28 protein-coding genes and 4 pseudogenes are annotated in these 26,825 nt (G+C 43.2%); 6 read left to right on the forward strand and 26 right to left on the reverse strand.

What is annotated here, in order from left to right; genetic code table 11:
- Nucleotides 1-86 precede the first annotated feature (86 nt).
- From AC6I5A_RS07925 to AC6I5A_RS07935, 3 genes are all read right to left on the reverse strand, one after another.
- Nucleotides 87-665, reverse strand: a complete 579-nt coding sequence (locus tag AC6I5A_RS07925) for a hypothetical protein (RefSeq protein ID WP_034614152.1) — start codon at nucleotides 663-665, stop codon at nucleotides 87-89.
- 92 nt (nucleotides 666-757) lie between these two features.
- Nucleotides 758-1,615, reverse strand: a complete 858-nt coding sequence (locus AC6I5A_RS07930) for an ATP-binding protein (protein WP_034614155.1) — start codon at nucleotides 1,613-1,615, stop codon at nucleotides 758-760.
- 55 nt (nucleotides 1,616-1,670) lie between these two features.
- Complete coding sequence (locus tag AC6I5A_RS07935; protein ID WP_034614156.1) at nucleotides 1,671-2,450, reverse strand: DnaD domain-containing protein; 780 nt, start codon at nucleotides 2,448-2,450, stop codon at nucleotides 1,671-1,673.
- A 221-nt stretch (nucleotides 2,451-2,671) separates the two neighbouring features.
- On the opposite strand from AC6I5A_RS07935, the gene AC6I5A_RS07940 reads away from it, so the two are divergent.
- A complete protein-coding gene (locus AC6I5A_RS07940; protein ID WP_034614161.1) occupies nucleotides 2,672-3,268 on the forward strand; it encodes an HD domain-containing protein in 597 nt (198 codons plus the stop codon).
- A gap of 9 nt (nucleotides 3,269-3,277) precedes the next feature.
- Here AC6I5A_RS07940 and AC6I5A_RS07945 read toward each other — a convergent pair whose 3' ends face one another.
- The 8 genes from AC6I5A_RS07945 to AC6I5A_RS07980 all read right to left on the reverse strand — a co-directional run bounded on the left by AC6I5A_RS07945 (nucleotide 3,278) and on the right by AC6I5A_RS07980 (nucleotide 10,138).
- Nucleotides 3,278-5,026, reverse strand: coding sequence for an MBL fold metallo-hydrolase (locus AC6I5A_RS07945; protein WP_034614162.1), 1,749 nt, complete (start codon nucleotides 5,024-5,026; stop codon nucleotides 3,278-3,280).
- 149 nt (nucleotides 5,027-5,175) lie between these two features.
- Nucleotides 5,176-5,970, reverse strand: coding sequence for a methyltetrahydrofolate cobalamin methyltransferase (locus AC6I5A_RS07950; RefSeq protein WP_034614165.1), 795 nt, complete (start codon nucleotides 5,968-5,970; stop codon nucleotides 5,176-5,178).
- A 483-nt stretch (nucleotides 5,971-6,453) separates the two neighbouring features.
- Nucleotides 6,454-6,732 (reverse strand): hypothetical protein, encoded by a 279-nt coding sequence (locus AC6I5A_RS07955; protein ID WP_052167969.1) that lies wholly within the window; start codon nucleotides 6,730-6,732, stop codon nucleotides 6,454-6,456.
- On the reverse strand, nucleotides 6,722-7,141 hold the full coding sequence (locus AC6I5A_RS07960) for an SHOCT-like domain-containing protein (protein ID WP_034614167.1): 420 nt from the start codon (nucleotides 7,139-7,141) through the stop codon (nucleotides 6,722-6,724). Before AC6I5A_RS07960 ends, AC6I5A_RS07955 begins: the two co-directional genes overlap by 11 nt.
- Before the next feature lie 44 nt (nucleotides 7,142-7,185).
- On the reverse strand, nucleotides 7,186-7,581 hold the full coding sequence (locus tag AC6I5A_RS07965) for a DUF2089 domain-containing protein (RefSeq protein ID WP_034614170.1): 396 nt from the start codon (nucleotides 7,579-7,581) through the stop codon (nucleotides 7,186-7,188).
- A gap of 195 nt (nucleotides 7,582-7,776) precedes the next feature.
- Nucleotides 7,777-8,184 (reverse strand): hypothetical protein, encoded by a 408-nt coding sequence (locus AC6I5A_RS07970; RefSeq protein ID WP_034614171.1) that lies wholly within the window; start codon nucleotides 8,182-8,184, stop codon nucleotides 7,777-7,779.
- Nucleotides 8,185-8,285: 101 nt separating this feature from the next.
- Nucleotides 8,286-8,804 carry a rhodanese-like domain-containing protein gene (locus tag AC6I5A_RS07975; RefSeq protein WP_034614173.1) on the reverse strand — a complete coding sequence of 173 codons (519 nt, stop codon included), beginning with the start codon at nucleotides 8,802-8,804 and terminating at the stop codon, nucleotides 8,286-8,288.
- Between the two features lie 149 nt (nucleotides 8,805-8,953).
- The gene (locus tag AC6I5A_RS07980; protein ID WP_034614177.1) at nucleotides 8,954-10,138 is read right to left on the reverse strand and encodes a M24 family metallopeptidase; all 1,185 of its coding nucleotides are present in this window, start codon (nucleotides 10,136-10,138) and stop codon (nucleotides 8,954-8,956) included.
- Between the two features lie 291 nt (nucleotides 10,139-10,429).
- Here AC6I5A_RS07980 and AC6I5A_RS07985 point away from each other — a divergent pair, with 291 nt between their 5' ends.
- On the forward strand, nucleotides 10,430-10,849 hold the full coding sequence (locus tag AC6I5A_RS07985; RefSeq protein ID WP_497900599.1) for a helix-turn-helix domain-containing protein: 420 nt from the start codon (nucleotides 10,430-10,432) through the stop codon (nucleotides 10,847-10,849).
- Between the two features lie 10 nt (nucleotides 10,850-10,859).
- Here the strand turns inward: AC6I5A_RS07985 and ligD are convergent, their stop codons facing one another.
- The 4 genes from ligD to AC6I5A_RS08005 all read right to left on the reverse strand — a co-directional run bounded on the left by ligD (nucleotide 10,860) and on the right by AC6I5A_RS08005 (nucleotide 16,290).
- Nucleotides 10,860-13,301, reverse strand: a complete 2,442-nt coding sequence (ligD, locus tag AC6I5A_RS07990) for a DNA ligase D (RefSeq protein ID WP_034614187.1) — start codon at nucleotides 13,299-13,301, stop codon at nucleotides 10,860-10,862.
- A 189-nt stretch (nucleotides 13,302-13,490) separates the two neighbouring features.
- Entirely contained in the window at nucleotides 13,491-14,195 is a 705-nt protein-coding gene (locus tag AC6I5A_RS07995; protein WP_034614189.1) for a S1 family peptidase, read from the reverse strand.
- A 379-nt stretch (nucleotides 14,196-14,574) separates the two neighbouring features.
- Nucleotides 14,575-15,795: a 6-phosphofructokinase gene (locus AC6I5A_RS08000; protein WP_034614191.1), complete on the reverse strand. Its 1,221-nt coding sequence runs from the start codon at nucleotides 15,793-15,795 to the stop codon at nucleotides 14,575-14,577.
- 183 nt (nucleotides 15,796-15,978) lie between these two features.
- Nucleotides 15,979-16,290 carry a trypsin-like serine protease gene (locus AC6I5A_RS08005; protein ID WP_034614194.1) on the reverse strand — a complete coding sequence of 104 codons (312 nt, stop codon included), beginning with the start codon at nucleotides 16,288-16,290 and terminating at the stop codon, nucleotides 15,979-15,981.
- Between the two features lie 684 nt (nucleotides 16,291-16,974).
- Here AC6I5A_RS08005 and AC6I5A_RS08010 point away from each other — a divergent pair.
- Nucleotides 16,975-17,907 carry a cytidylate kinase family protein gene (locus AC6I5A_RS08010; protein ID WP_034614197.1) on the forward strand — a complete coding sequence of 311 codons (933 nt, stop codon included), beginning with the start codon at nucleotides 16,975-16,977 and terminating at the stop codon, nucleotides 17,905-17,907.
- Nucleotides 17,907-18,452 (forward strand): hypoxanthine phosphoribosyltransferase, encoded by a 546-nt coding sequence (hpt, locus tag AC6I5A_RS08015; RefSeq protein ID WP_034614199.1) that lies wholly within the window; start codon nucleotides 17,907-17,909, stop codon nucleotides 18,450-18,452. The genes AC6I5A_RS08010 and hpt overlap by 1 nt, the downstream gene beginning before the upstream one ends.
- 77 nt (nucleotides 18,453-18,529) lie before the next feature.
- Here hpt and AC6I5A_RS08020 read toward each other — a convergent pair whose 3' ends face one another.
- The 8 genes and pseudogenes from AC6I5A_RS08020 to AC6I5A_RS08055 form a co-directional block, all read right to left on the reverse strand.
- Nucleotides 18,530-18,985 carry a helix-turn-helix transcriptional regulator gene (locus AC6I5A_RS08020; protein ID WP_034614202.1) on the reverse strand — a complete coding sequence of 152 codons (456 nt, stop codon included), beginning with the start codon at nucleotides 18,983-18,985 and terminating at the stop codon, nucleotides 18,530-18,532.
- Nucleotides 18,986-19,148: 163 nt separating this feature from the next.
- Nucleotides 19,149-19,916, reverse strand: coding sequence for an ATP-binding protein (locus AC6I5A_RS08025; protein ID WP_034614204.1), 768 nt, complete (start codon nucleotides 19,914-19,916; stop codon nucleotides 19,149-19,151).
- Nucleotides 19,917-19,929: 13 nt separating this feature from the next.
- The gene (locus AC6I5A_RS08030) at nucleotides 19,930-21,849 is read right to left on the reverse strand and encodes an ASKHA domain-containing protein (RefSeq protein WP_034614208.1); all 1,920 of its coding nucleotides are present in this window, start codon (nucleotides 21,847-21,849) and stop codon (nucleotides 19,930-19,932) included.
- Between the two features lie 83 nt (nucleotides 21,850-21,932).
- A pseudogene (locus tag AC6I5A_RS08035) lies at nucleotides 21,933-22,102 on the reverse strand (type II toxin-antitoxin system RelE/ParE family toxin); the annotation flags it as partial.
- Nucleotides 22,095-22,346, reverse strand: coding sequence for an ArsC/Spx/MgsR family protein (locus AC6I5A_RS08040; RefSeq protein ID WP_497900603.1), 252 nt, complete (start codon nucleotides 22,344-22,346; stop codon nucleotides 22,095-22,097). The gene AC6I5A_RS08040 and the pseudogene AC6I5A_RS08035, both read right to left, overlap by 8 nt.
- A gap of 116 nt (nucleotides 22,347-22,462) precedes the next feature.
- Nucleotides 22,463-22,633, reverse strand: coding sequence for a hypothetical protein (locus AC6I5A_RS08045; RefSeq protein ID WP_497900601.1), 171 nt, complete (start codon nucleotides 22,631-22,633; stop codon nucleotides 22,463-22,465).
- A gap of 215 nt (nucleotides 22,634-22,848) precedes the next feature.
- Nucleotides 22,849-23,580 (reverse strand): lysoplasmalogenase family protein, encoded by a 732-nt coding sequence (locus AC6I5A_RS08050; protein ID WP_052167970.1) that lies wholly within the window; start codon nucleotides 23,578-23,580, stop codon nucleotides 22,849-22,851.
- 288 nt (nucleotides 23,581-23,868) lie between these two features.
- On the reverse strand, nucleotides 23,869-24,129 hold the full coding sequence (locus AC6I5A_RS08055; RefSeq protein ID WP_034614216.1) for a hypothetical protein: 261 nt from the start codon (nucleotides 24,127-24,129) through the stop codon (nucleotides 23,869-23,871).
- A gap of 222 nt (nucleotides 24,130-24,351) precedes the next feature.
- Here AC6I5A_RS08055 and AC6I5A_RS08060 point away from each other — a divergent pair, with 222 nt between their 5' ends.
- A complete protein-coding gene (locus AC6I5A_RS08060) occupies nucleotides 24,352-24,657 on the forward strand; it encodes a YmaF family protein (RefSeq protein WP_497900602.1) in 306 nt (101 codons plus the stop codon).
- Between the two features lie 410 nt (nucleotides 24,658-25,067).
- Here AC6I5A_RS08060 and AC6I5A_RS08065 read toward each other — a convergent pair.
- Nucleotides 25,068-25,223: pseudogene (locus AC6I5A_RS08065) on the reverse strand (YjbQ family protein); the annotation flags it as partial.
- A gap of 62 nt (nucleotides 25,224-25,285) precedes the next feature.
- Here AC6I5A_RS08065 and AC6I5A_RS08070 point away from each other — a divergent pair.
- On the forward strand, nucleotides 25,286-25,621 hold the full coding sequence (locus tag AC6I5A_RS08070; protein ID WP_034614220.1) for a cupin domain-containing protein: 336 nt from the start codon (nucleotides 25,286-25,288) through the stop codon (nucleotides 25,619-25,621).
- A gap of 160 nt (nucleotides 25,622-25,781) precedes the next feature.
- Here AC6I5A_RS08070 and AC6I5A_RS08075 read toward each other — a convergent pair.
- A pseudogene (locus AC6I5A_RS08075) lies at nucleotides 25,782-25,922 on the reverse strand (PEP/pyruvate-binding domain-containing protein); the annotation flags it as partial.
- Nucleotides 25,915-26,454 (reverse strand): annotated as a pseudogene (locus AC6I5A_RS08080) (pyruvate, water dikinase regulatory protein); the annotation flags it as partial. The pseudogenes AC6I5A_RS08075 and AC6I5A_RS08080, both read right to left, overlap by 8 nt.
- Nucleotides 26,455-26,825 lie beyond the last annotated feature (371 nt).

The raw sequence follows: 26,825 nt of genomic DNA on the forward strand, positions 1-26,825 counted from the left end.
GCTAGCTCACCACTGAAGAGTATTATATCCTAAATGAAGACAAAACAAAAATAAGTGCTGGTGATCAGCACTTATTTTCAGTTAGATTACTGTTTTTTCACAGTCACGGGGCCTTTAACCGTTGTATCAACCATAAAACGAAAACTAGCCTCTGTTGCTTGATCTACGCCCCCTTCAGGATTGGGTTTGATACTTATGGTCATTAAATGCTGTCCGGCTGTAGCGCTTTTCCCTAATGCGTCACCTAAAATTTTTATCTGACGAAAAGCTACACGTGCTGTGGCGCCCGGTTCTAAGGAGTCTAATGAGCCCTGTGAGGTTACTTTTTTCGTATCATCTCCGACGAGTGTTACCTGCAATTCTACCGGTATGTTCGTCATTTTATTAGCTGTTGTGTTTTGTACTGTTGCGATCAGATCAAACGTTTTAGTCGTGATCACTTGTGCTCCCTTTAAAGTCACACTCCCATAGGTCAGATCCTGGACTAGCGATGCCGGTTCCACTGTAACACTTAACATTTTAATTTCTGGGACATCGTTAACTTTACTTACACTTGCATTTGTGTTTTGCCAGAAGGAGAATCCCCCATATCCGATCAGACAAATCACGATAACACTGGCGACCATAATGAAGTATCTTCGATTAAGCGCAATAATTTTAGCCAAAGCTGAACACCTCCTATTTAATTTGAGATTTTATCTCTTAAAAAAATCTATGCATGTCTTTTAAGGACATGCATAGATTTAGAAAATTATTTTCATTTTTTTCCTTCTCGTTCATAATAAATCTGGTGGCGAATATCTTCTTCTACGCTTAAACGGAAGATCCGCGAAGATTGAATTATCCGGGATGTTGTACGTACCCCGATATAGTCTTCCATTTCATCAAGCGAGAGATTTGAGGTAATAATGGTGGGTAGTAATTCATTCATGCGATAATTAATAATTGAATAGATGCGATTCCGTGTCCAGTCCGTATAATTGTGTGCCCCTAAATCATCAAGAATGAGAATAGGAATCGTGCGGGCTGAATCCAGTAAATCTATTTCATTGATTTCAGACTTATAGGTTGCCCTTAATTCATCCAATAGATCGGGAACCACTAAAAAAAGGACTTGAAGCTGTGCGTCCAGAAGTTCATTGGCAATGGATGCCGCCAGAAAGGTTTTCCCCGATCCTACCGGACCGGTGAACAGAATCCCAGGAGCATGGGGGTTAAACTTACACTCCTTAACAAAGCTTTTGGAGGCATTTAAGGCTCTTGAAGCCGCTTCATAATGCGATTGGTCGTTAGTATCCTGTGTGTAATAATCGAACCTGAATTTTTCCAGACGGCACTTCATTAATTCTCGTGAAATTCGGGCATTGCGAAACTGATTTTCCAGTTTTCTTGTTTGCATGCAGCTGCAGGGATAGGCCACATCCCCTTCAAGAACGATCCCTCGATCATGGCAAGTTATACATCGAAACGTTTCAATTTGATTTGAACCGCACACTCCATTATTTTGATGGTCTGTTGGAGAATCAGATTGGGTATTTAGAATGGATTCCAAGTTGGAAATAGGTGTTTTAGTGGTTAAGACATTATTTTTCAGGATATCATTTATACTTCTCATCTAGAATCATTTCCTCCTTTCATACCAGATATTACATGAGAAGTTGTGTTGCGGACTATAGATAGAAATCGTCATATTTATTCCGAGCCTTTTTTGGAACTAAGTTTTTTGGAACAAGATTTTTAGTCTTTGTAACTTTTTTATCTTGACGAGCTTGAAAATAAGCGTCTTCCGCTTCAATTTCGGCTCTTGTGCGGAGTCCCTTTTTTTGCCATTCCCGAAGAATAGAATCCAGATAGCGGAAGTTTCGAATACCGGCACTTACGCCTCTTCTCAAGGCTTCAATAATCAACTCTTCAGAAAAATGAGATGCAAGCCAACGATCCAGGTTTTCACACTCCAGGTGGGTAAGTAAGCGACCCAATTCTTGCTCAAAGGTATGGACTAAGTTTTCCATAGACGGATTTTTTGGGGTAGAGATCGATTGCGGCGAAGATTGGGATTGTTTCAGGTTCCGTTCTTCATCTAATTGCTGAGAACGCTCTATGGCCCAGACTTCGGCAAGTTCATCAATTAGTTTAACAATACTATAGGTATTAGCCCACTTTTTTTCGATAGGATTCCAGTACTTTTCAATTGCCATTAATTTTCTCTCTACCAATCGACCCACAACTTCCTCAATATCGGCTGAAGATGCGGTCATGCGGTCAGCTAAGGTTGCTATAGAAGGATACGGGTTTGATTCAATTTCACAGAGAATCTGAATCAACACCATCATCTCCTGATCATTCAAACCAATTTCTGTATAATGGGTTAAGAGATATTTGGGAATTGATACTACACCGGAAAAGAAAAGAGCCTGTGTAAAGCTCCCGTAAACACTTACTTTATTCATAGATGCTCACTCCCTATGTTCCCATCAAGAAACACTCTATAGTTTTCTCTCTTTTTATCTATTATCCTCTCTAAAAAATGGTAACAAAGGATATTTAGATCAAAAATCGTTTATTAAACATCAAATAATAAAAAACAGGTCGATATGTTTTCCAGATTATAGCAGGAGAATATGAGCCTTTTGGAGTATATAGTTTCCAAACGAACTAAGGAGGAGTAAATATGGACTTTCGGCAAGAACTTATAGATATCGTTGGTCAATCTGGTGCTCACCCTGCTTGGGGGCTCAATCATTGTTTTAGGGTTTATCATTTGGCAAAAGAACTCTCTGCTGGCTTAACTCTCGATGATGAAGTTCTATATACTGCAGCAATGCTGCACGACACAGGAAAATACCCTGTCTATGCGTTGAAAAACAAAAACATGGATCACACCTTGCGTTCCAAGGGGGTAACATCAAACATCCTACAACAAAAGCTGTTTTCCCCTATCAAGCTGCCAGCGGTTTTAGATGCTGTTGAAAACCACATGTATTACTCAGAACCAGGACGGAGTGATGAGGCGGTCTATTTACGTGATTCGGACATATTAGATAATTTTGGAAACATAGGCTTAATGCGTTTATTTAGCTTGGTTGGGCAAGATGAATTAATTCTGACCCCTGAAAATGCAGTAGATAGAGCTCGTCTCTTTGCTGATGCCCTTCCTCACAAAGTATCAACCAAGGCTGGAAAACGTTTAGCGGTAAAGCGACGTGAAGAAACACTTCGTTTCTTGGGTGGGATAAAACGCCAAACTGCCGAATTTGCTTGGCTCTAATGAAGCAGATTACTTCTTAGGCTTCGTTCCCCGTTCTTGTTCCTCAAGCCAGCTTGTCATACGGTCAAGAAGATCCACAACCCTGTCAAAATCATGGGACTGTTGCCCTTCATTAATCAGCTGCTTGAGTCGGTGGAGTAGTCGGACATAAGCTCTATTAACTTGAGCCCGAGATCGGTATGGTTTGGCCATTTTAGATCGTTTTTTGAGTGTATGTTTGATCGGTTGAAATGTTGATATTGGCTCAGGAATTACGGAGGAAACGCGTTCCTCTTCTTCCCTGTTCTCGGTGGAAGTATCCTGTATTAACCATTCTATTTCTGGAGTATGCCTCACGATTTGATCAGGTAGGAATTCAATAATCTCCCCAAGTTGAGGGATAATAGGGATTTTGCCAAACACCTCTTGAATCTTATGGGAGAAAATGGTTTGGGGTTCCAATTCGCCGTGAACAAGAATGAGTTGTTCCGCCTTTTTTCCCAGGAGAGAGAGCCAATGAAGCAAAGCGGTTTGATCGGCGTGAGCGGAAAAGCCGTCCATGTTACAAATGCGTGCTTTAACGGCAACCTTCTCTCCGTGGATTGCCACAGTCTCGGCACCATCAGTAAGTATGCGGCCGAGTGTGCCTTCGGCCTGATATCCTACAAAAAGGACGGTGGCCTTCTCCCGCCAGAGGTTTTGTTTAAGGTGATATTTTATCCGCCCAGCATCAGCCATACCGCTGGCTGCAATTATGATCGCTCCGCCTTCAATCTTATTAATCGCCATTGAATCCGCAGTAGTTAGACTGAAATGAACGTTCGGCATGTTCAGAGGACTACTGCCCTGTTTAATTAAGGCATGCGTCTCGGCATCAAAGTGTTTGGTGTTTTCCTGGAATATTTTTGTCGCCGCGATGGCTAAGGGGCTGTCAATATAAACCGGCAAAGTAGGGATGCGCTGTTCATTTTGTAATTTTAAGAGATAATAAAGCAGATCTTGGGTCCGTTCGATGGCAAAGGCAGGGATGATTATATTCCCTCCAGCCTCATAAGTTGTTCGAATCGTTTCGGCAAGCTGTTCAGTGCGATCTCTATTTAATCCTTCAGTGTTTTCATCGGCATGGAGACGATTTCCATAGGTTGTTTCGATAAGGACAATGTCAGCTTCACTTAAAATACTTGGGTCTTTAATATAGGGTTGGTGAACATTGCCAATATCACCGGAAAACACGATTGTTTTACTGACGTCTTGTTCTTTGACGTAGAGCACAACATGTGATGATCCTAAAATGTGGCCGGCGTCGTAGAGTTGAAAAGATATAGTCGGAACAAGCTCGATTATTTCATTATAAGGCGTTGCATGTAAGTATGGAAGGGTATCGAGCGCATCCTGGACAGTATAAACCGGAACTATCGGCTTAAGTCCAGCTCTCTCCCGCTTTAGGTTCTTACGTTCCACTTCCATTTCCTGAATATGACCACTATCCGGAAGCATGATCGAGCATAATTTTGTCGTTTCCGAGGTAGCCCAGATAGTACCCTTGAACCCTGCCTTAATCAATTTTGGCAGCATTCCTGAATGGTCGATATGAGCATGGGTTAAAATAACGGCGTTAATACTTGCTGGATTATAGGGAAACTCCTTGTAATTTAATTCTTTCAGCGCTTTGGGGCCCTGAAACATCCCGCAATCTACTAAAATTCGGGATTCGCCTGACTCAACAAGAAACGATGATCCCGTGACAACTTGGGCGGCTCCGAAAAAGCTGATTTTCATTAAAAATCCTCCAAAAATATTAGTGTATACTCTTCTTTATACTATTCCCTTTGCCAGTATATTAACACGTTATTATTTTAACTGTTTACGGCATGATAAGCAACTGCCACCGTGAACCCCTATGCATGACGATTAATGTGCGTGAGCAATTAGCGTGCGCGGAAAACTTTAAGGTAGGAATCCGCATAAATACTTCTGTTGAGCAGGATTTGGCAGGTTGCGGCAACATCGACAAGTTCATCGTCATTGGCATTCATGATAGCCGCATCAAGTCCTGACGATATAGCCATGGCCAGGAAAGTGCGATTGATTAAACTTCGATCCTGTGCTTTCTGAGACACATTTGATAAGCCAAGAACCGTGCGCGGCGCCGGGTTGGCCAACATTTTTACCTGACGGAGGGATTCTAATACTTCCGGGGCATGTTCCTGAGCAACGTTTACGGGGAGAATAAGCGGATCAATAAAGAGGTCTTCCATCTGAAGACCATATTCATCTGCGGCGGCTACTAATTCCATGGCAAAAGCAACCCTGTTCTCAGCGTCCTTAGGAATTCCTTGCTTGTCCATGGTTAAACCGATTAGACCTGCGTTATATTGAATCGCCATGGGGAAGACACGCTCAATTTTAACTTGTTCGACTGGACAGGAGTTAATAATTGCCGGGCGTTTACAAACTTTTAAACCGGCTTCGATGGCATTGTAGTTAGTTGAGTCCAAGACAAGAGGCAATTCGGAAACTTCCTGAATGACCTTAACCATCCACTCGTAAGCAGCGACACGCTCCTCTGTAGGGATGGCCGGTCCGGAATTAACGTCGAGGTAATGAGCCCCTCCTTCTTCTTGTTTCACAGCCCAATATTGTAATGGTTTTGGGTCTTTATTACGAAGTGCATCTCCAATATCAGTAAACATCCCATTAATTCGTTCGCCAATAATCAGCATTCGGTCACGACCTTTCTCACTTGTTCATCAAATCGACAATGTTCTTCTGGACTAAACGTACTACTGAGGGGTTGCACAAGTTAAATTTCTTTAAATCAATTTCATATAATCCTGTGCGCCATAGAAAAAGCGATGAATGATCACCGCCTTAGCCGCTTTGTATTTTTCAAATCTCGAATCGGAATGATTCGTGGCATAACTGTCAACTCCCTTACCGTTTTTATGTCATATTGTACCATAATTATACCCTAACTGTAAAAACATAAAGTCAAAACAATCGCTATTTATGCGACAATTAAGTGTGCAAATCGATCACGTTTCTTGAACAATTTGATGAGTGGTTCCCTTGAACAACTCGGGTTGTCACCGTGTTACTGAAGAGAGTTTTAGTGATGATCGAGACCTTCGGATCTTAAAAGAACACCCTTTGCCAAAACATAGAGGACCCCATCGTTTCCGATAAAGAACCGTAAAGAGGAGTTATCATATAACTATTATGCCTACAGAGTAGTTTCCATGGAGGATATGGGAAATTGAAAGGATGCGGCTGGGGGAAAGCCGTTTTACCCATTGCAAATGAGTTCGGGCGGCTGGTTCCCGTGGATTCGGAACAAGCTTTAAGGCGGCTTCCCCAACCCGAGCTAAATCCGTCAAGGCCTCAAACCAATCGTCGATAACCCATAGGGTTATCGGAAAGGTGAAACCCCAGCCACGTTGTGTTTTGATCTGGATCATTAGTAAAAAAGCTGATTTACTCCACATACACTTCCACCTTTATTTTTCCTTCTTGAGGATCCGTAACTTCAACGTCAACGATCTTCCCATCAACACTTTCTTCAATGATTCGGACGAATTCTTCGACATCCAAGGCTTGTAAATCAAGACCCTTTTTCTCGAATTCAGCACGCTTTTCGACAGGGACAAAGCTCATAGCATAAACGACGAGTTTGGAGGCTGAACGAAGCAGACTGAACGGGACATTCACATTGACTTTCAACGTTTTTTCTCCAATGACGCGAACACGCAGGAAACGATTCATCGGAGATATGGCCGTAAGAATTTCCCCATCCGTATTCCCCTCCTCAATTGCTTTCAGCAAATCCATTCCTTCAGCTGCGGTCAGTTTTCCTTCTTGAATCATCTCAAGAACCTTCATTTTTTCGCTGCCCATAATGTCCGCTCCTTTCCGGCCTTTATTGGCCTTCACCCCTATTCTTACTTATCCATCTTTCTCAATTTAAGGGTCGCTTCCTGCGGTGAAATTTCCCCGCGTTCAAGGGCTTCCAAAATGGCTTCCCTGCGATTGCTTTCTTCTTGGGGATCCTGCTTTTCTTTATCCCCGTCGACCCGATAGCCGAGCGTTTCAATAATACTGTCTAAACGGCTTCGTACTGTAGGGTAGGAGATACGCAGCTCTTTTTCCACCTCTTTAATATTCCCACGACATTTAATAAATGTCTCCACAAAAATCAGCTGTTCAGCCGGGAGTTGACAGAATTTACACGTACTAAATTCCCCTTCAATCTTTGTTGGACAATGGGTACAGGTTAGTTTACTAATCCGCATTTCGTGATCACATACCGGACACCGATGCGGCATTTTATAGTTCAAGAACCATCACCTCTATGTAAGTCATCTAAATCATCTCTATACTTAAGATAATAATCCCATATGTTAATTATGTCAATACTACTATTAACTATATTAAGGTTAAGATTCAAGGTAATTAATTATCAGTTATGCCAAGTACGGAACCAGGTGGTCTTATCAAATTGTTATTAAAAAACTCAAACATCGAGGTTAGATTTAACAGCCGCATGATGGTGGAAAGATAAAGGGCCATGCACACAGCATTCCGATCATAAACAGAACCAACAAAGCACTAAGTAAGGGGCGGTACAGCACAGTCGTGGCGATCAGGACGCACAACGCTGCGCTAGAGCAATAAATGCAAGGAGTGATCTGTTGAGTTTGCCAAAGCCAGAGTTGGTAGCCGCTGAGTATGATATGGGTGGCTACAGCAAACCAAAGTAGTATGACAAACCTGGGATCTTTGACAAGTAACAGCGCAGCGATGCAGATGATATACCATGTGATCCCCGGCCAAGTCAGTGTACTGGAAGCGCCATAAGCCGCATAGATCGCTCCGATTAAAGATACAATGGCAAAGAGCCTCCGGTAGCCTATGGTTTTAGCCTTATTTATCATTATCATTGATTAGTTATCCTTTCTGTTTCTGATTTTGGATTGACCGAGAGTACAAAATAGTCTCCCGATAAATCGGGAGACTGCTGTTATTTGTCAGGTTAGAAATTCTATTTCTCCATCGCATATTTAGCTTCTTCCCAGGCTACCGATCCGCCTGGTACTCTATATACGTTTGTAAAACCTTCTTTTACGGCTAGGACTGCCCCTACATCACTTCTTGCACAACCCACAAATCCGCAGTATACCACTATTATCTTATTCTTATCAGTTCCAAGAAGCTTTATAAAAGCTGCCTTTTGCTCAACCGTAGCGTCGGCCATCCCGGTTTTAGGAAGCACTGCATTTACGGCCCCCGGTATATGACCTTTAGCAAAATTATCGGCCGGCATAGTATCAATAATAATCATGTCTTTCTTTTCGCTCACCCATTTGTTTAGATCCTCAGTCGAAACAAGTTTATAGCCGCCTGCTTGATAATCCTTCATAAACTTCATGGCAGCTTTCTCTATGGCAATTTCACTCCCGTTTGGAGACGTTCCCACTGAGTTGACTTGTTGGGAGCATCCGGTAAACACCAACATCGAAAAAATCAGCCCCACCATTAATGTAATCGTCTTTCTTTTCATCCAACATCCTCCTTTAATGTATAATTTCAATATCGAGCTAATTATACTATAAGTTTAAAGTAAATCCAATACCTTATCCTTATATATAAACATAACTATTTAAATATATTATGTGATCTCGTGTGCCTTCCGTTTGTTCAGCTTGTCTTTCACCTAAGATAAATTATATTTTCATCAAACAACGTCAATGTTTCCAGTCCTTTTTCCCCCACAACAAAAGTGTTTTCTATGCCCACAGCACCTTCGGGAAAAATAAATTTTGGTTCTAGAGCTATGACCATGTTCTTCTCCAGCGGCGTTTTAAAACCTGAGGTCAATACCGGCCATTCATTGAGTTCTAGACCTATGCCATGTCCAATAAAAGGTACGGGCTCGGAGTAGCCCATGAAATGCTCTCCGTATCCGGATTCGGCCGCCATATTCATCGCATGCCGGTAAATATCCTCGCACAATGCCCCCGGCACAGCCATCTGCTTAACTGCTTCTTGAATAAGTAAAGCTGTCTCATGAGCATGTACGAGTTTATCCGGCAGTTGACCGATACAATATATCCGGGTCTGGTCTGCCATATAACCGTCTAAAACTCCTACATAATCAATCATAACCGGCTCATTCCGGGCTATTATCTTATAGCCCGCTCCCTGAGGAAAGGACATGCTTACTCCCGGTCCGCCGGTAGCACTTTCCATATAACTAGGTATAGCCGCATTGGCGCCAGACAATATATGACCAAAATATACTTCCTGATCAAATCCTCGCATTCTTACAGTGCCCGAATGTCCTGCCAGGCGATACACCATCTCCAGCTGACCTGCCAATTCCAATTCAGTAATACCCTCTCTTAAATAGTCCTTGGCCCGGGAAAAGAGAGTGTAATTAAGCTGAGCGGCATCCCGGAGCACCTCCAGTTCATAAAATGACTTAACCATGCGCACAGAACGAATTAAGCCACTGATATCTACAATCTGAGCACCCTCAAATAGCTTTTGAAAAAGCAGATACAGTGCCGCAGGCAATACGTCCAGCTCAAGCCCCAAGGTAGTTATTTTATTATAACCATACGCATATAGCATTTTGGTTAAGTCTTTTACATTAGCCAGGGGAATAATCTCTTGCAACGCTGATTCTCCCCGGGCACGGGTAAAGCTTTTCTTCACCATCAACAAAGGCCTGCCTTCGGCAGGAACAAACAGGTAGGCACGCTGAGCAGTGCCTGCAAAATAGAACATATCCACGTTATCCATGATTAACGCACCGTCAACGCCTTTTTGCTGCAACAGTTTTTGCAATGCGGTAATTCGCCGGGTCAGTTCACCTGCTGGAGTCAACCTCATTAATAACACCTCTCTTTTCTATTATAACGCTGGTAATTGCAGCAGTACAGATAGGGGATATGTAGGCGTATTATTTGAACAAGATAAATTTACCGATTTGCATGTCAAGATCACGCAGCTGGTATGCCAGGCGGTAGCATTGGAAATGTAGAAAAAAGCCTACACCTCTTCCAACTCTCACTATCCTATTGTAACGTCCTTTATACGCGACCTGTTTCAAGGTTTGGTCAGCACCCGAGAGGAGTTTTTGATCTGGGAACAAAACCTTAGCATATCACTGAAACCCCCTATTTGTGTAGTGATAATAGGAGGAAACGGACCGGAAAATACCAGGCTGAGCGGGCGCTTGAGGTTGGCAGGCGATATATACCTGCAGAAAATATGTACTCCTATCGGGATTTTGTATTGGAAAATATGATGTCATATGTACGCGAAAGTATAGATCCGCTAAATTATCTGCATCCTTCCATAGAGATTTTGCGGCTTTATGGCCAAAAAAACGGCACCGCTTATTTGCAAACGCTGCGTATATATATTAACTCCATGTGCAACCATTCAAAAACTATAGCTAAAATGCACATACACCGAAATACATTGCTTTACCGTTTAAACAAAACACAGGAACTTTGCGGTATCAGCTTGGAAGACGAACGAATCTGCGCCCTGCTGCTCTGCAACTTTTACCTGTTCAGGCAGGAGGATGGCACATAGTTCCGCCTGCTCATTTCAGCTGTTGATTATTCCGGAAAAAATCCTGCCAAGGATCATTGCCGCCGATCCTCCGGAGTGCCTCCGCCATATTGACACCGTCAGGAGCTACCATGTCCAGCTCCGCCCAGGCGATGGGCATGGATACCCCAGCCCCTTTCCGCGCTCTCAGGGAATAGGGGGCAATGCTGGTAGCACCTCTGCCGTTGCGAATCCAGTCGATGAAGATCTTTTCGGCACGCTTAGCCTTTCTCACATTACTTGTGTAGCGGTCCGGCCACTTCTGCTCCATCACTTCGGCAATACGCCTGGCAAAATTGTGAAATCCATCCCAGGCAACGGCAGGTTTTAATGGAACGACCACATGGTACCCTTTACCGCCGCTGGTCTTGAGGTAGGAGTTCAGGGAAAGTTCAGCAAGAATATTTTTTATATCCCGCACACCTTGGCGCACCTTGCTCAGGTCCATCCCTTCATCCGGATCCAGATCAAATACCATCAGATCAGGCCTTTCCAGCTCGTCGACACTACTTCCCCAGGTATGAAATTCCAGTGTACCCATTTGTGCTTCGGCGATCAGCCCGGATGCATTCTCGATATAGAAATAGTCTTCCGGTTCTCCGTCACTGGTGAAAATAGGAATGGTCACGATTCCAAGGTTCCCCGGACCGGGATGCTTCTTATAAAAGCAGGTCTGGGAGATACCCTTTGGACAGCGCACAATGCTGAGAATCCTGCGGCTCACAAAAGGAAGCATGCGCCCTGCCACCTGGGCGTAATACCGGATCACATCCCCTTTGGTGATTTCAGGGTCGGCAAAGATAACCTTATCCGGGTTGCTGATCTTAATTCCTTCAATGATGAGACCTTTGGTGTTTGCTTCCACGACGCTCTCCGTTTCTTTAGCGGCTGATTGAGGCTGTATTTCCTCATCCGCTTTTTCCTTTTTAATATCCCTGGGATTCTTATCCGTGCGCAGACCTTTAAAGCTGGCCTGCCTTAATAGTTTATCTTCGGTCCATTCGGCAAATTTAATTTCCGCCACCAGTTCAGGTTCAAGCCAGGTGATCTTTTCCGTCGACCTGGGCTTGGGCGCGGGTTGGAAAGGGGGTTCCATTCTCTTTATACCCGCAAATTTCCCCTCTAGCTCTTTCATGTCTGCTTGGCTCAGGCCGGTACCGGCACGTCCGGCATAGACTAATTCCCCGCCTGCATAGACGCCCAGGAGCAGGGAACTTACCCCGCTGGTTTTTCTATCGGAAAGCGTATATCCACCGATGACAAATTCCTGCCTTTGATCGCATTTAAGTTTGATCCAGTCGCCGTTTCTTGCACCGCTGTAGACGGAATCGGTTTTTTTGCCGACGATCCCTTCCATGCCTGCTTCACAGGCCGCGCGGAAACTTTCCTTGCCGTTTCCTCTCACATGTCGGCTGTAGTGAAGGTTTTTGGGGGGATCCTTCAGCAAAGCTTCAAGCGTATCCTTTCTGTCAATCAGGCGGTGTCCCCGAAGGTCCGCTCCATCCAGCGCCAGAAGATCAAAGACGATATAGGTCAGGTTTTTGGTATGGGGATTTTTTAGATAGTTCTGCAGGGCCTGAAAATCCGTCTTGCCCACTGCGTCTGTGATGGCCATTTCGCCGTCCAGGATCATCGCCCTCCTGCCTGCCCATTTAACAAGGGAAGAGGCGAAATCCTGGAACCGTTCCGTATAATCATGGCCGTTCCTGGTGATAAGCCGGACGCTATTGTCTTCTATATAGGCCAGGATCCTGTAGCCGTCGTATTTCATCTCATAAAGCCAATCCTCACCCTTAGGAGGCGAATGGACTAATTGGGCCAGCTGCACGCCTGTACTGCTGAAGGGATTGCGGGTGATCTTATCGTCTGCCCCTTCTTCAATTTCCAGCATGGAGCGTCCGGTTCTGATACTGGTGGTAAATTCAGAAATCCAGTCGGCAGTTTTGGCATACTCATCTTTTTCTTTAAGTAACAGCCAGTTATCCTGCTTCTTGCCGGCTTTCCCGTTTAATCCCACCAGCGCCCACTTTCCCTTAAGTCTTCTTCCGTTTAGAACAAACTTCAGCACACCTGCACAAAGTCCGTCCTCCACATCCCCATAGGGTTCCCAGTACCCTTCATCCCAGAGCATGACCACACCGCCGCCATATTCCCCTTTGGGAATCGTCCCCTCAAAGTTTCTGTATTCCAGAGGATGCTCCTCCACCCGTACGGCGAGCCTCTTGTCCCGTGTATCATAGGAAGGGCCCTTGGGTACTGCCCAGCTCAATAGAGCTCCGTCCCATTCCAGGCGGAAATCGTAGTGATCTCTACGTGCCAGATGGTGCTGGACAACATACCTCAGACCCTTTTGTGCAACTTCTGTTATCCCTTCCGGTTCCAAGGTTCTGGCAAATTTCCTTTTTTGGTTGTACTCGTTGAGTTTAGCAGTCATATAATCACGCCGGTTCCTTCCCTATTCTCTGATCCCCTTCTTACTTCTTAAGCAATAATATACTCTTATTATGCATCGTATCATTCCGCAAAATGCAATTTAAATAACTTTTACTTAATCTACGAACCTTTTAATCCTTGGAATTTATAGGATTTATGTGACGTTGCGGTTTAGAATACTAACATAGTACTATAGATAATCTTCAATATTCTTCAAAGATGAAGTAATTGCATATAAGAGCGGTACTGTTACTGAAACCTTCTGATCCTGACGAATAGACACCGGTTGAGGCCTAATACATACTGAAATCACTTTTCCCGTCTCCGTTAAAACTATTGGGCCGCCACCGTTCCCATTATTCAAAGCTTTGTCAATGGCATAAAACTTTGGATCGCTGCTTGAGCGTATTGGTCCAATTAAATCGTGCCTCGAAGCAATTATAGCTGAAGTAACTCGAGGGCTAATAAATTCAAATGCAATTACCCCATTTCTCTCAACTCGCGACAAGGGAAATCCATATGAATAAACTGGAGTTCCTTCAATTTGTTCGTCCAATTCAATTTCTATATAAGAGAATTCACTTTTACCCTTAAGAAACTCCTTATCTTTATTCAAATTATAATCTATTTTAAGTAGAGCTATATCAGAACTATCCCACATTTTAACTAGTGCCGGATATTGAACCATCGTACGTACATCATTCCCAGGTCGGGATAACCGTATATCTGTAAAATTACTAACACTTTCAACGACGTGCTTCGCGGTAATAAAATATCCATCTCCCGAGATAAAAAAGCCTGTCCCCTTTGGGGTCAGCATACCATTTCCTGCCGGATGGGGTATCTGAACAATGAAGGTACTTTCCATCGTTCTTATAATACTTTTACGAATCATTTTTCTTCCTCCCTGTTAATTAATACTTAGCATTGGCATAGTTAGAGTAATGCTATTGACATAACTACGGATAAGAATACAGCCTCGGTGATCTGTCCTCATTTCAAGTATATAACGCGTAAAGAGTGAGAACTCCGAAATCATAATACTTATAATTAGTAAGACTTTATCTCAGAAATTACATAAAATAAGCAGTTGACCCATCCAGAATTTCCGCTGACCGCTTCAATTCCGCGCATTTGCATCCCCCTGGAGGTCGGAAATATGTTCCATTAGACGTTCAATAAATATTACAGGCAAAAGAAAAAGGGACGCTCAAACACGTAAAAAAGCATAAGAGAAATGGGCAAAATGCCCCGAAGCTGCTGATATCAGGCTATTAATCATTATTCAACAGTTTGGGTACCTGGGGAGCCCGCACCCACGAAGGCTGGGGCAGCCCGGAGCCTAACAACGGTCTGACGTAAAATTTATAGGCGTCCGTAACATTATTTCCTGCCCGGTTGATGAATTCATCAGGCATATATCTGGTCTTGGCAGCGATATCCTCAAACCGGTCCAGTTGATAATCGATGTAATAGTTACCAATTCGCCTGATGGTGACTGAACCGTTCACATCATCCCACATAGCCATCTGAACAGCTCTTTTTCCAACCTCCCGGGCTTCATGCTGATCAACATCGGACACGCAGCCGAAGAAAGAACGCTGCAAGTAGCCAAAGGTGTCGCTGCGCACCCGGGAAATGTTCAGCTTCTCTTTGATTTGATCCGATAACATGTCTCCCAAGGCACCGGTGCCAGAAAGCCGTATATTGCCGTGGGCATCCTTCTCGATTCCCTTACCCAGCGTTGTAACAATAGGCGCCCCAGAAGCATCTTTGATTCCTTCGGAAACGGCAATTATACAGATCCCGTATCTGTCATAAACCTCTTTTACATCCAGCAGGAACGGCTCTATGCTGAAGACCCTTTCCGGTAGATAGATGAGATGAGGCCCGTCAGCATCAAATTTTCGTGCAATGGCCGAAGATGCAGTTAAAAATCCGGCATGACGGCCCATTACTACGCCAATATATACTCCGTGTATAGCCCTGACATCCAGGTTAACTCCCATAAAAGCCTGGGTGACAAACTTGGCTGCCGAACCAAAGCCAGGAGTATGATCGTTCAGCATTAAGTCATTGTCGATAGTTTTAGGCACATGGATCACCCGCAAATCATATTTGGCCAGCTTGGCTTCTTCATTAACCATGCGGGTTGTATCCGCGGAATCATTGCCGCCGATATAAAAGAAATATCGGATATCATGGGCTTTTAAGACTTTTAATATCTCGTGACAAAATTTGCTGTCCGGTTTTATCCTAGTAGACAATAAAGCAGAGGACGGGGTTAAGGCCACCTGTTCCAAATTATAGGTAGTTTCTTGGGTTAGGTCGAGAAAATCCTCATTAGCTATCCCCTCCACCCCTCTTAATGCTCCATAAACTCCGCATACTGGGGTATGTTTTTTGGCTTCCAGAACTATTCCGACCAGGGTCTGGTTTATTACTGCAGTCGGCCCCCCGCTTTGAGCGATCAAAACCTTTCCATTAAGCCTCATATCGTTCCTCACCTTATGCTTATTTGTTTAATCCTCTCTTTCTTATCTTATGAACGCGATAATAAAAGTGAGCAAAAGTTAAGGGGAACGCGTGGAAAGAAGTGAGCCTCTTGCAATAAAAAAACCCACCGTGCTTGCTTTCATGTGGGCGTCTATATTTATTTTTTCTAAGCAAACTCCTGCTCAGTTTTGGTCAAAATATTTTTTAGGCAGGGCTTTAATCGGTATTGCTAAACCCCTGGACTCTGAAACCCCCTCATTTTCGAAAGTAGTAACGCCAAAAATCACACCGACTACTTGTGCCTGATTATTGATGACCGGGCTGCCGCTGTTGCCTGCATTTAACTGGATAAAGATATCTAAACGCTTTGCCCTATCCTGCATTGTCATGGGGATATGCCGTCGGGCCATCAACTCTGCCGAATCAAGGTATGTAGTTACGATAAGATGTACCGCCCGTTCAGAATTAACTATAAATCCGACGGCTATAATCATTTGCAATGAAAAAACCGAGGCAGATATCTCTGCTCCGGCTTTTTGAATTATAGAAGCTCCAACGAACCTTTATCGACTTCTTACCTACCATTGCCTTCAAACTTCGTTTCCTAATACTCAACTTATCGATTGACACAACCTTGATTGGTCTGGGTTCCAGTTGTCATCTGCCTACCACAGCTTTACTTCACTTCCGTGCCCAATCCACTTTAATCCTTTCAGACTACGCGAATTTTCTCTTCCATGTCGTCAGACCTGTTGTACCCATTTCCCACTGAATCCTCGATAAGTTTTTCTGTTCCGTTTCTGTTTTTCTGGCTGTGCAGGTTTCCCGTCTTAGGAATTCCTTGGAGCTTACTTAAATAATATCCGATTAATCCGCTTCCGTCAATTCACGAATACGGCCGAATTATTTTGTATCTCTCCTAATTCCCGGATATTTTAAATACTATCTCGGCTAATCAAGTCATTACTATTATTATCTCATTCTTTTATACTCTGACAAGAAAATTTCAATCTTAATTAGTTTATTTACCAACTTTATAATTCTACACGGGACCTGCTAGAACTTTTAGCTTCCGGTTATAATTCATGGTAGAATTATTCTATTAACTACTTGATATAAGCTTAATCAAGTTGTACAGAGATATATGGCCAATTTAGCAACATCAAGAGGTGACTGTTATGCTATTCTTTACTGTTTCCAGACAAACCGGAAGTCTTGGGAATGAAATCATGGAACTTCTCGCCAAAAAGCTGAATCTACCTGTCATTACTAGAGATCTTGTCATGAGCGAATGGCTTCCAGAGGTGGCCAACAAACATGAACTACATATGCTGGTGGAAAGCCCTGGTTTTTTCTTGACCCCTTCAGCCCTGGGCTTAACCTTTGCCGAACATTTGGAAGTCAAATTGAAAAATTTTATTGCCGAACAACCGGCAATAATTTCAGGTTTAGGTGCTCAGATTATTTTTGCTCGCCATCCTGCCGCCCTTCACGTGAAAATTATGGCATCCCGTGAAATCCGAACCAACCGCATTATGCAAACCCATAGCCTTTTGAAAAAAGATGCGGAAAAGTTTCTTGAGCTTACAGATCGGAAACACAAACGTTATATCGCCACACTTTATAGGAAGGACTGGTCAGACCCAGGGCTTTACCATATTACCATTAATACTGATTTCCTAAGCATAGAAGAAGTAACCTCCCTGTTATACAACTTAGCACAGAATAAGCAGGTTACCTCTCCGCCTTTGGTTAAACCCTTTGCTGAAAAGGTGAATAGGCATGTTGTTTTTAAAAACCAATCCGAAGAAGAATTTGCCAAGATTCTTGATATGTACAGTTTAGACTGGGAATATGAGCCCCGCACCTTCCCTATTAAATGGGATATGGAAGGCAATATCACCATGGCTTTTTCACCGGATTTTTACTTGCCCAGGTTTAATACCTATATAGAGCTTACTACCATGAATCAGAAATATGTTTCTGAGAAAAAGAAAAAGGTGCATCTGCTCAAAAAGCTCTATCCCGGTACTAATATCAACATTGTTTTTAAAAACGACTTCTATACCCTTTTAGAAAGATTCGGACTACGGGAAGGATTTGAAATATAATGGGTATTTCTGGTATTGGAAAAACTATCTTTACCCAAGAGCAAATACAACAGAGAGTAGCGGAAGTAGGTCTGGAGATCAATCGAGACTACCAGGGCAAGGAGTTGGTCATAGTCAGCGTCCTCAAAGGAGCCATCTACTTTGTAGCTGACTTAACACGTCATCTCACTATTCCTTTGAATATTGATTTTCTTTCCGTAGGAGTATCCCCTGAGGTAACAAATAGAACCGGGGTTGTCCGATTTACCAAGGATCTGAACTTAACCATAACCGATCGCCATGTGCTTTTGGTTGAAGATGTCATTGGTACAGGCCTAACCTTGGGTTATGTCTGTCAGCACCTTGCTGATTCCAAACCTGCCAGTCTAAAAATTTGCACCCTCCTTGACAACCCTGCAGAGCGGCTACTCACGCTCACAATTGATTACCGATGCTTTATTATGCCCGATCTCTTTGTCGTCGGTTACGGTCTTGATTATAAAGAAGAATACCGAAATCTTCCCTATATTGCCGAGTATCACCGCGGGGAACAACATATTAAGTAATCCTCTTTATTCCAAAAGACCTCGACGATTATCATGGGTACAGAAAAATGCCCCCTTTTGCGCCAAGGAGATCGAGGCTACTTAGAGTTCAGTATCTCTTCCAATAGTTCTTCCGTCTCCTTTAAACTAAAAGAGGCATATACCCTACGATTTTCCTGATCTAATAGTCTATAATGACGCGAAAACATATTCTGCTGAATGCGGTAGCATTTTTCCTCGGATATTGTTTTCCACCAAACTTTCCCTCCCCAAGTTTTAGGATAGTCAACATCGATATCATTAAACGCCAAGGCGATGATGATTTCAGATACATCCCCTCCGATTGCATCGTGCAGTATTGTACTGTCTGAAAAAATACTTGCTAATGCAACCGCACTGGTCCAGCCTAAACTTTTTCTGTTTTTTTCTATTTCGATCAAGGTCTTTTTTGAAATCCCCAATATTAAAGCCATTTTATCCTGAGTCAGTCCGTACTCAGTGCGAATCAGCTTAAGTTTTTCGTCCATTAATTTAACAAATTGCTTTTTTCCCATTTTTCTTCCTCATAGTATACTTATTTTATGGTGTAAGTCTACACCTTTTGGTTTTTATTTCAATATCTATTAAATGTTCTTAATAAACATCTTCATCCTTTCGGCGGCGCCACGTTTGTGGCCTAAAGGTCTAGTCATGGTCTATTTAAAGGCTATTTAAAGGCTATTTAAAGATTCCAGCCCTGTGCAAAATGCTTTCGACAGCCTGAACCGAGACGGATTCATCAGGCAAATCGAATAATGGTCGGCCTGCAAGGTCATATTCCGCAACCAGAGGATCCAGGGGAATATCCCCAAGCAAAGTCAGCCCTGTGCGTTCAATTTCTTCTTTTAAGGACTCCATACTTCCCTCCGTGGTCTTCGTCACAATCAAGTAGATGGACTTTACGGGAGACTTGAGTCCGCGGATCAGATCGTGTACCCGGCCTGCTGAGCGGATGCCCCGGGCCGAAGAATCACTGATGACGAACATACAATCAATGTAGGGAATGGTACGTCGGCTGATGTGTTCCAGACCGGCTTCACAATCCACTGCCACATAGTCATAGTTTTCTCCGATATTCTCAAGATGTTTGCGTAAAAGATCATTGGGATAGCAGTAACACCCCGCTCCTTGCGGCCCTCCCATAACAAGCAGATCAATGTCTTTAGACTCTACCAAGCACTGCTGAAGTTTATATTCAACGAAGATATTCTTGGGCATTCCAGCGGGAATTGCCTGGGGCTCTTTAATTTGTTCCAGCAACTCCGAAATCGTTGCCGTAACATTGAGGCCCAAAGCTTCGCCAAGGTTGGCGTTGGGGTCGGCATCGACGGCGAGAATTGAAATCCCTTTTTTTTGGCTGATTAATTGTCTTAACAATAAAGCCGTAAACGTAGTTTTTCCTGCTCCACCTTTACCGGCAACTGCTATATATTTGGCCTTTGCCATAAGAAGACCTCCGTTAATCACTATTTTGACAAGATGGGAAAAGGGATAAATCCGTATGGGGCAAAAATAGGGCGGCAACATACTCGTCCATATATGTCGCCCCCACTGAGAGCTCCACATAGGTCATTTTCCGTCCCAGCTCGGCAGCTTCCCGCCAGGCATTCTGGGAGAGTAAGGCGAGACGTGCTCCTTTAATGGCAGCATTGCCGATGAATTCAAAGCGTTCCGGTTCAAGATCCGGAAGCAGTCCAATTTGAACGGCATCATGAACATTCAGGTAATTACCAAACCCCCCGGCAATAACAATCCTACTGATCATTTCCATATCTACGGCCACCATCTTCAGTAAGCAACGAATACCGGCGTAGATCGACCCCTTAGCGCGTATGATATTTTTGACATCATTTTCAGTTATGACCACGTCTTTTTCTCCGCCAGCCTGCTCAGCCCAGGCCAAGACGAACTCTTTGTCATCGCTTGCAGCTCTTAAACGCTCCGAGCCGGAGTGATGTCCCAATTGGAAATTCCCCGCCCGATCAATAATTCCTGCTCCGAGCAGCTTAGCCACACAATCCACCAGACCTGAACCGCATATTCCAACGGGCAGGCTATTGCCAATCACTTTCAGGGATACATCCAAGGTCTCGGGCTCAATGATCACCCGTTCAATCGCTCCGGGCATTGCTCGCATCCCAAAAGTTATCCCGCCGCCTTCAAAGCTTGGTCCGGCAGAACAAGCGCAGGTCACGAGCCAGTCCTGATTTCCGAGTACAATTTCCCCATTCGTCCCGATATCAATGAACAGGCTAATCTCTTCCCCCTTGGCCAGATCCGTAATCAGTGTTCCGGCAACAATATCCCCGCCCACATAACTCGCTACCGCGGGATAACAATGTACCAACGCCTCAGGCAGCATATGCAAGCCAATTTCCTGAGCGGTGACAGAGGGCACGCCGGTCATCGTAGGAATATAGGGCTCCAATCGAATGTAGCGCGGATCCACGCCCAGAAATAATTGGGTCATTGTGGTATTGCCGGCGACCATGGCACAGGAAATATTGCAACTTGTCAGGGATTGACGGCCAAGAATCGTGTCAATAAGCGCATTGATGGTTTCAATAACCGTATGCTGAATCCCTTCCAAGTGCTTCGTTTCTTCTGCGGCATATACAATCCGCGAAATAACGTCATCACCGAATTTTGCCTGTTTATTGTATGATCCCTGCTGATCCTCAATTTCTCCTGTCCGGAGATTGATAAGGTAAACGACAACTGTAGTGGTACCAATATCAATTGCCAAACCATAGGGTGGCCGGTCATTTCCGGGTTCCACATAAGTGACGGTCATCCCGGAATCAGTATCAGTTAGGGTGACAGATACATCCCAGTTTGCTTGACGGAGGGCTTCCGGCAAGTTTTTTAAAATGGCTAAGGGAATGTGAATGGGTTTTTCTCCAGCTTTGAGGACCCACCGTAGTTCCAGATTCAGGCGGTCCCAATCAGACGTGTTCGTCGTCAAGGTCGGCGCAGGCAGTGAAATTCGCTGCTTCGCTGCAAGCGAATGATGCCCGAACCTTTCCAGTAAATCAGGTCCGCTTTCCGGTAAGATCCCTTTCTGGACATCCCCCATTAAGACCTGATGATCTTGCAAGCGGGACTCCGGAGGCACCTCAAGCGTCAAATCCCCTCGGATCCTGGTTTGACAGGCCAGCCTGACTCCGGCGGAAATTTGCTCGGCTGTTAAGTTCCCGGTTCCCAGCACTAAGGGGTCTCCGCTTTTAACTACAACCTTACAAGCACCGCAAGTTCCCTTACCACCGCACCCTGATTTGATATGTATTTCCGCCTGAGCGGCTGCTTTAAGCAGAGATGTGCCGGCGTCAGCTTCAATAATACAGTTCTCCGGCTTGAATTTAATTTGATATGGGGGCATAGTATCACTCCCTTACTAATACAACGGTTGGCTATAGGCACTTATCGCACCAAACACCCATAATCCCGCCTGCAATCCCCAATTTATTCAATGTACACTGTCTGATCCTTCATCTGATATAGAATCAAATACCACTTTTCCACGAACAATTTGTGGTATTTATTGATAGGAATAATTCCGCATGGAGAAAAGGAAAACGCTCCGGCATGGTAGAAAGGGAGCGAATAGCAGCCATCAATTCATTTTTAATCCTCAAACCCAATAATCAGCTCGTTGATCCCTGCAAGCAATGGTCTGACCATTGCTTTTGGATTAGTCGAAAGAAAACCGGCAACCGCCAATTCGTTGGACCCATCAAGTTCTTTCCCAAGCTCCTTGTAAGTTTTGCTCTTCTTGTTAAGCAAATCATGAACAGTGATTTCGCCAAGTTCCGCCAATTCTAACAATTCATCGACGGAGAGAGGGTTTTTTACAATGTTCCGGTACTCAAACGGAATATTTTCTTGCCGAAGACCCGCTTCTGCTTTACGGCAAGTCTTTCACTGGGGAAAACAATAAAAGGTAAGCATTCTTTGGCCTCCATGTCCATCTTATTATAATTTACCTTTTGACATTACCCAAGGATCGGTACATTAGGTTCGTTGTACCAGATAGAAATCACGGTTGCGGTTCCTGTGCTTTGGGTTATGTTAATTACCTTAATCCAATTATTCTCTTCCAGCCATTGATTGATTTCTTTATCTAAAATTCGATAATCCGGGGAACTAAAAATCCTGACTTTCACCTTGCTCGTCCTTTCAACTAGGCTATTATTACAGCATCCAGGTCCTCGTGTTTCTCTGGATAAACTATTTTAACATCCGTAAAACAAATTAACAAAGGGTTTCATGCTAAGCGCATAATGAAATGCATTTAATCAAATCCTTCATCACACCCAATCACACCTCTCATGGGACAGGTTGCCAACTCCCTTGAAGTACCGCTTAATTAGTCTTTGATTCAGACAAGTGGTACTTCAACTTTCTCTTCTATACAATGTATTTTATCTTCTGCGGCCACCATCATTAAAAAGGTCCAAGCCGGTACATAAGTGCCCCAAATCAGATTTTCCTTCCAGAGTATAAACTCTTTAAAAACGGGGTGGAAAATGGAAAATGCAACGAACATGTCGCTAATAAATAGTATGCATCCTGCCAATGCTACCAAACATGCCGTTCTCTTTAAGAAGTATCCTCTGTACAGTGTCGCAACCATTGTCATTCCAGCAAAGCACAGTATAATTCCTAATATAATTGCAGCCGGATACATGAAGCCTTTTGCATACTGTTGCAGAGATAAGAAAACATATGTAAAGATACCTGCAAAGGGTAACAGCGTAATTAATTCGGCTTTTCCAATTTTAAAATTTCTGTTGAACGCAGCTATCAAGCACAAATATGCCGCTATAAATCCAAGCATTCCATAGAGTTCACGATTCGCAATGGGTTGAACCAAAGTATTCGCATATACAAAATAATAGTCTGAAATGATCGTAAATAAAAATGCCAGCAGAATAAGATTCTGTTCCTTAAACCGCTTTACCATAACAACGACAGAGAAGAACATGGTCACCCTAACAGCAAACATTAAATATAAAGCAGGTTCATCTTTCTGATATAACATATGAAAAGATAGAATCAAAACTGTGAGGGGCAAATACACCGCAAGTAATATTCGCTGGGTATTGTTCACTTCAGACACCTCCATAAGTTTCTTTTCATCTAATCATTTTTTATAGAGGAAGAGCGGCACTCGACTTCTATGAAGTCAATTATTTATGCCATAAAAGTAAATTAATCTAACAGGACTCCCTTTACACTACTGAGTATCGGAGTGGCACATCAATGTGAACCAGTAATTTCACCGACAACTTGCGCTATCCCAAATATATAGCCAATGCGCCAATCAAAATAGATAAATATACTAAAACTGATCGTTCGGTATTTTTGATTAATGCTACAAAACCCATTATCGTAGAAATTACAGCACAAGTAAATGCACCAAGGTCATCAACGCCAAGGGCATATTGCTAAAGAAACCGGCATTACCCAGTGGTGTAGCTATATTCATTCCTGCCATAATTACAATAGTTGCCAATACAATGGCAATAACGATAAATATTACAGAGTACTTGCCGGATTTTGTTTTAGGTAAAATGTAAATCTTCATAATATCACCCTGTGGCGCACTTCCTTTCACGAGTGAAATACTATCCTTGCTTTTTCCATTTTTCTTTCTCATGGTAAGTATTATTTTATAGTGTAATGCTACACCTTTTAGTTTTATATTTCAATATGGTGATCACCGGACTGAGTATTCCGACGGTTTTGAGCCAGTAAAACCGGGATTGAGAGCCAGGAGGAGTGTGGGCAGCCCTCCCCCTTTTTAATCAAATACACGGATTACCAGCAACCTCCATATATTGTATTAAGCTTTCGTGGAATTTTTACTAATAAGAGGCGGGTGACGATTTTGAGAACAGGCCTTAACCATGTACACGGTTATTTATTTGTAACATCAGTAAGTGATGAACACAATCACACTTTGGCAGGTGAGACTAGTTTAGGGATAGCATACGGCGAATCACATGTACATAGTTACAAGGGGGCCACTTCGAGGAACGATGGGCATATTCATTATTATTCTGGTATGACTGGCCCGGCAGTTTATCTGGCTGATGGTTCTCATATGCATAGCCACAGTGGTTCAACAACGTTGGCACATCATCATGATCACAATTATACTGGCACTGATTATTCATCTAATTAATAGAGTTATTAGGCAAAAAAAGCTTGATATTGGATTATTAAATCGAAACTAAAATTTTGTAAATGGCAATAGCATAAACCGGGATAAGCTTGAGTAAATCTTCCGGCATGAAATTGGCACGGAAAAGGGGTACGAAGTACATCAAAACAGGGCTTCCGAAGTCGATACATGATCTCGGAAGCCCTTAAAAATACTATTTGTTTACAGGTGCCTCTTGCCACATTTGGAAACTATACATTAAAAGTGAAATTAAAGTTGCTGCTATAAACACTGCTAAAGCGGCATTATAATCTACTATTCCTCTTCTTGCAAACCAAGTCAATACTAAATAGGCGAATAAAAAGTTAGCAACCACTTCGACAACAACGAACAGCCAAAATCGTTTAAAAGTATATTTTAAAATCCATTACATCAAGCCTCCGGAGAAAATCTCTTTGTACATCCGGGTCGGCATTTTCGTTAATAGTTATTCCGGCAGTTGTGTGTGAGGAAAAAACCACAACAAGCCCTTCCTGAACATTTTCAAGACACTGGCAAACTATACATTTAATTTCCCCTTCAGTGATAAGTTTTTTAGGTTATACTAAGCTAGAAATGACATCCTAAGAATTTAAAGGAGGAAATCAATTTGTTTAATCTAGTAAAGAATATTGAGTTTTCTAAAGTACTAAAGTTGGAAGAATTAATAAGCTACCAGCCAGGGCAAGTCGTTAGCAAGACTATTGCTCAGATACCTACAGCAAATGTAACATTGTTTTCTCTTGATGAAGGCGAGGGCATCAGCACTCATACCACTTCAGGAGACGCAATTGTTCAAGTTTTAGATGGAGAGGCAGAAATTACGATTGGAAATGATCTTTTAATTGTAAAAAACGGCGAGATAGTCGTTATGCCTTCCGGTATACCGCACGGATTAGAGGCCCGGAAGCGCTTTAAAATGCTTCTGACTGTTATAAAAGGATAATATAGGAATTATATAGCTACCTATTCGGGGAACCTCAAAGTGTTCTAACTAACTCTTCAATCGATACCCCAAGCCCCACTGCTAACCGTGTAAGTATACATATTTGAGGATATTTCAACTCATATAACATCTATTAGGTTTTTTATAAAATTTTCGATTATGCTTCCGTGGTAATGGTAAATCCCGGTGGAACCGGTAAGCCCAGATTGGTCATTTCGCACAAATTAGCGCCCTTTCCTCCTAATAAGTCTTTCATGGAAGCATTTCCTTCCCGGAACAAGTAGACATACTTCTTAGTCATTTTCGTCCTCCTTATTCAATATTTCCAACACTATACTTGCGATCTCTTCAACCGCTTTGCTAGTGACGTCGATGATTGGGCAACCGAGACGTTTCATGACACTCTGTCCATACTCCAGCTCTTGGATTATGCGTTCTAGGTTAGCATAATCCGGGCCTACTTCCAACCCTAAGGTTTTTAAGCGCTCCGTACGAATTGAGTTAAGCAATTCAGGTTGTAATGTTAAACCGATTACTTTCTTAGGAGAAATACTAAACAGTTCTTCCGGCGGATTTACTTCCGGAACCAGCGGAATATTCGCGGCCTTGAGTCCTTTATGGGCTAAGTACATACTGAGTGGCGTTTTCGAGGTCCGTGAGACACCAATACGTACAACATCGGCATAGAAAACCCCGCGAAAATCTTTGCCGGCGTCATATTTTACAGCAAATTCGACCGCCTCCACTTTACGGAAATACTGTTCATCCAGAAGATGGATAATATTCGGAATATGGGTGGGTTTCAGGCCGGTTTGGCTGGTTAGAGCGCTAATTGAAACTTCATAGTCAACCTCCTCGTATAATCAATTTAGTTCCTGCACCACGAGTCCAAGAAATTAAGGGAACGTGGGGTATTTTAATGACCATCTTTTACTGGAAATTCAATCTGACAATGGTCAATATCAACAAGATGCGCGCAGGATAATGCATACCCCATGCAGCCGTCGTGCCTGTGGACAGTGTGGGCAAGTCAACCCCAAAGCATACTTCAAATTAGACTTGTCCAAAGCCTGTGGGAAAGCTCTTTTAAGACAGACCCCAAATGGCTTTTCCACAGGCTGGCACTGTCCACAGGCTCAGGATAACCAAAAAACTCGGCATAACTGCCCCAACAGTACGGTTTAGGACACTTAGCGGTGTATGA

The organism is Desulfosporosinus sp. Tol-M2, assembly GCF_059735615.1.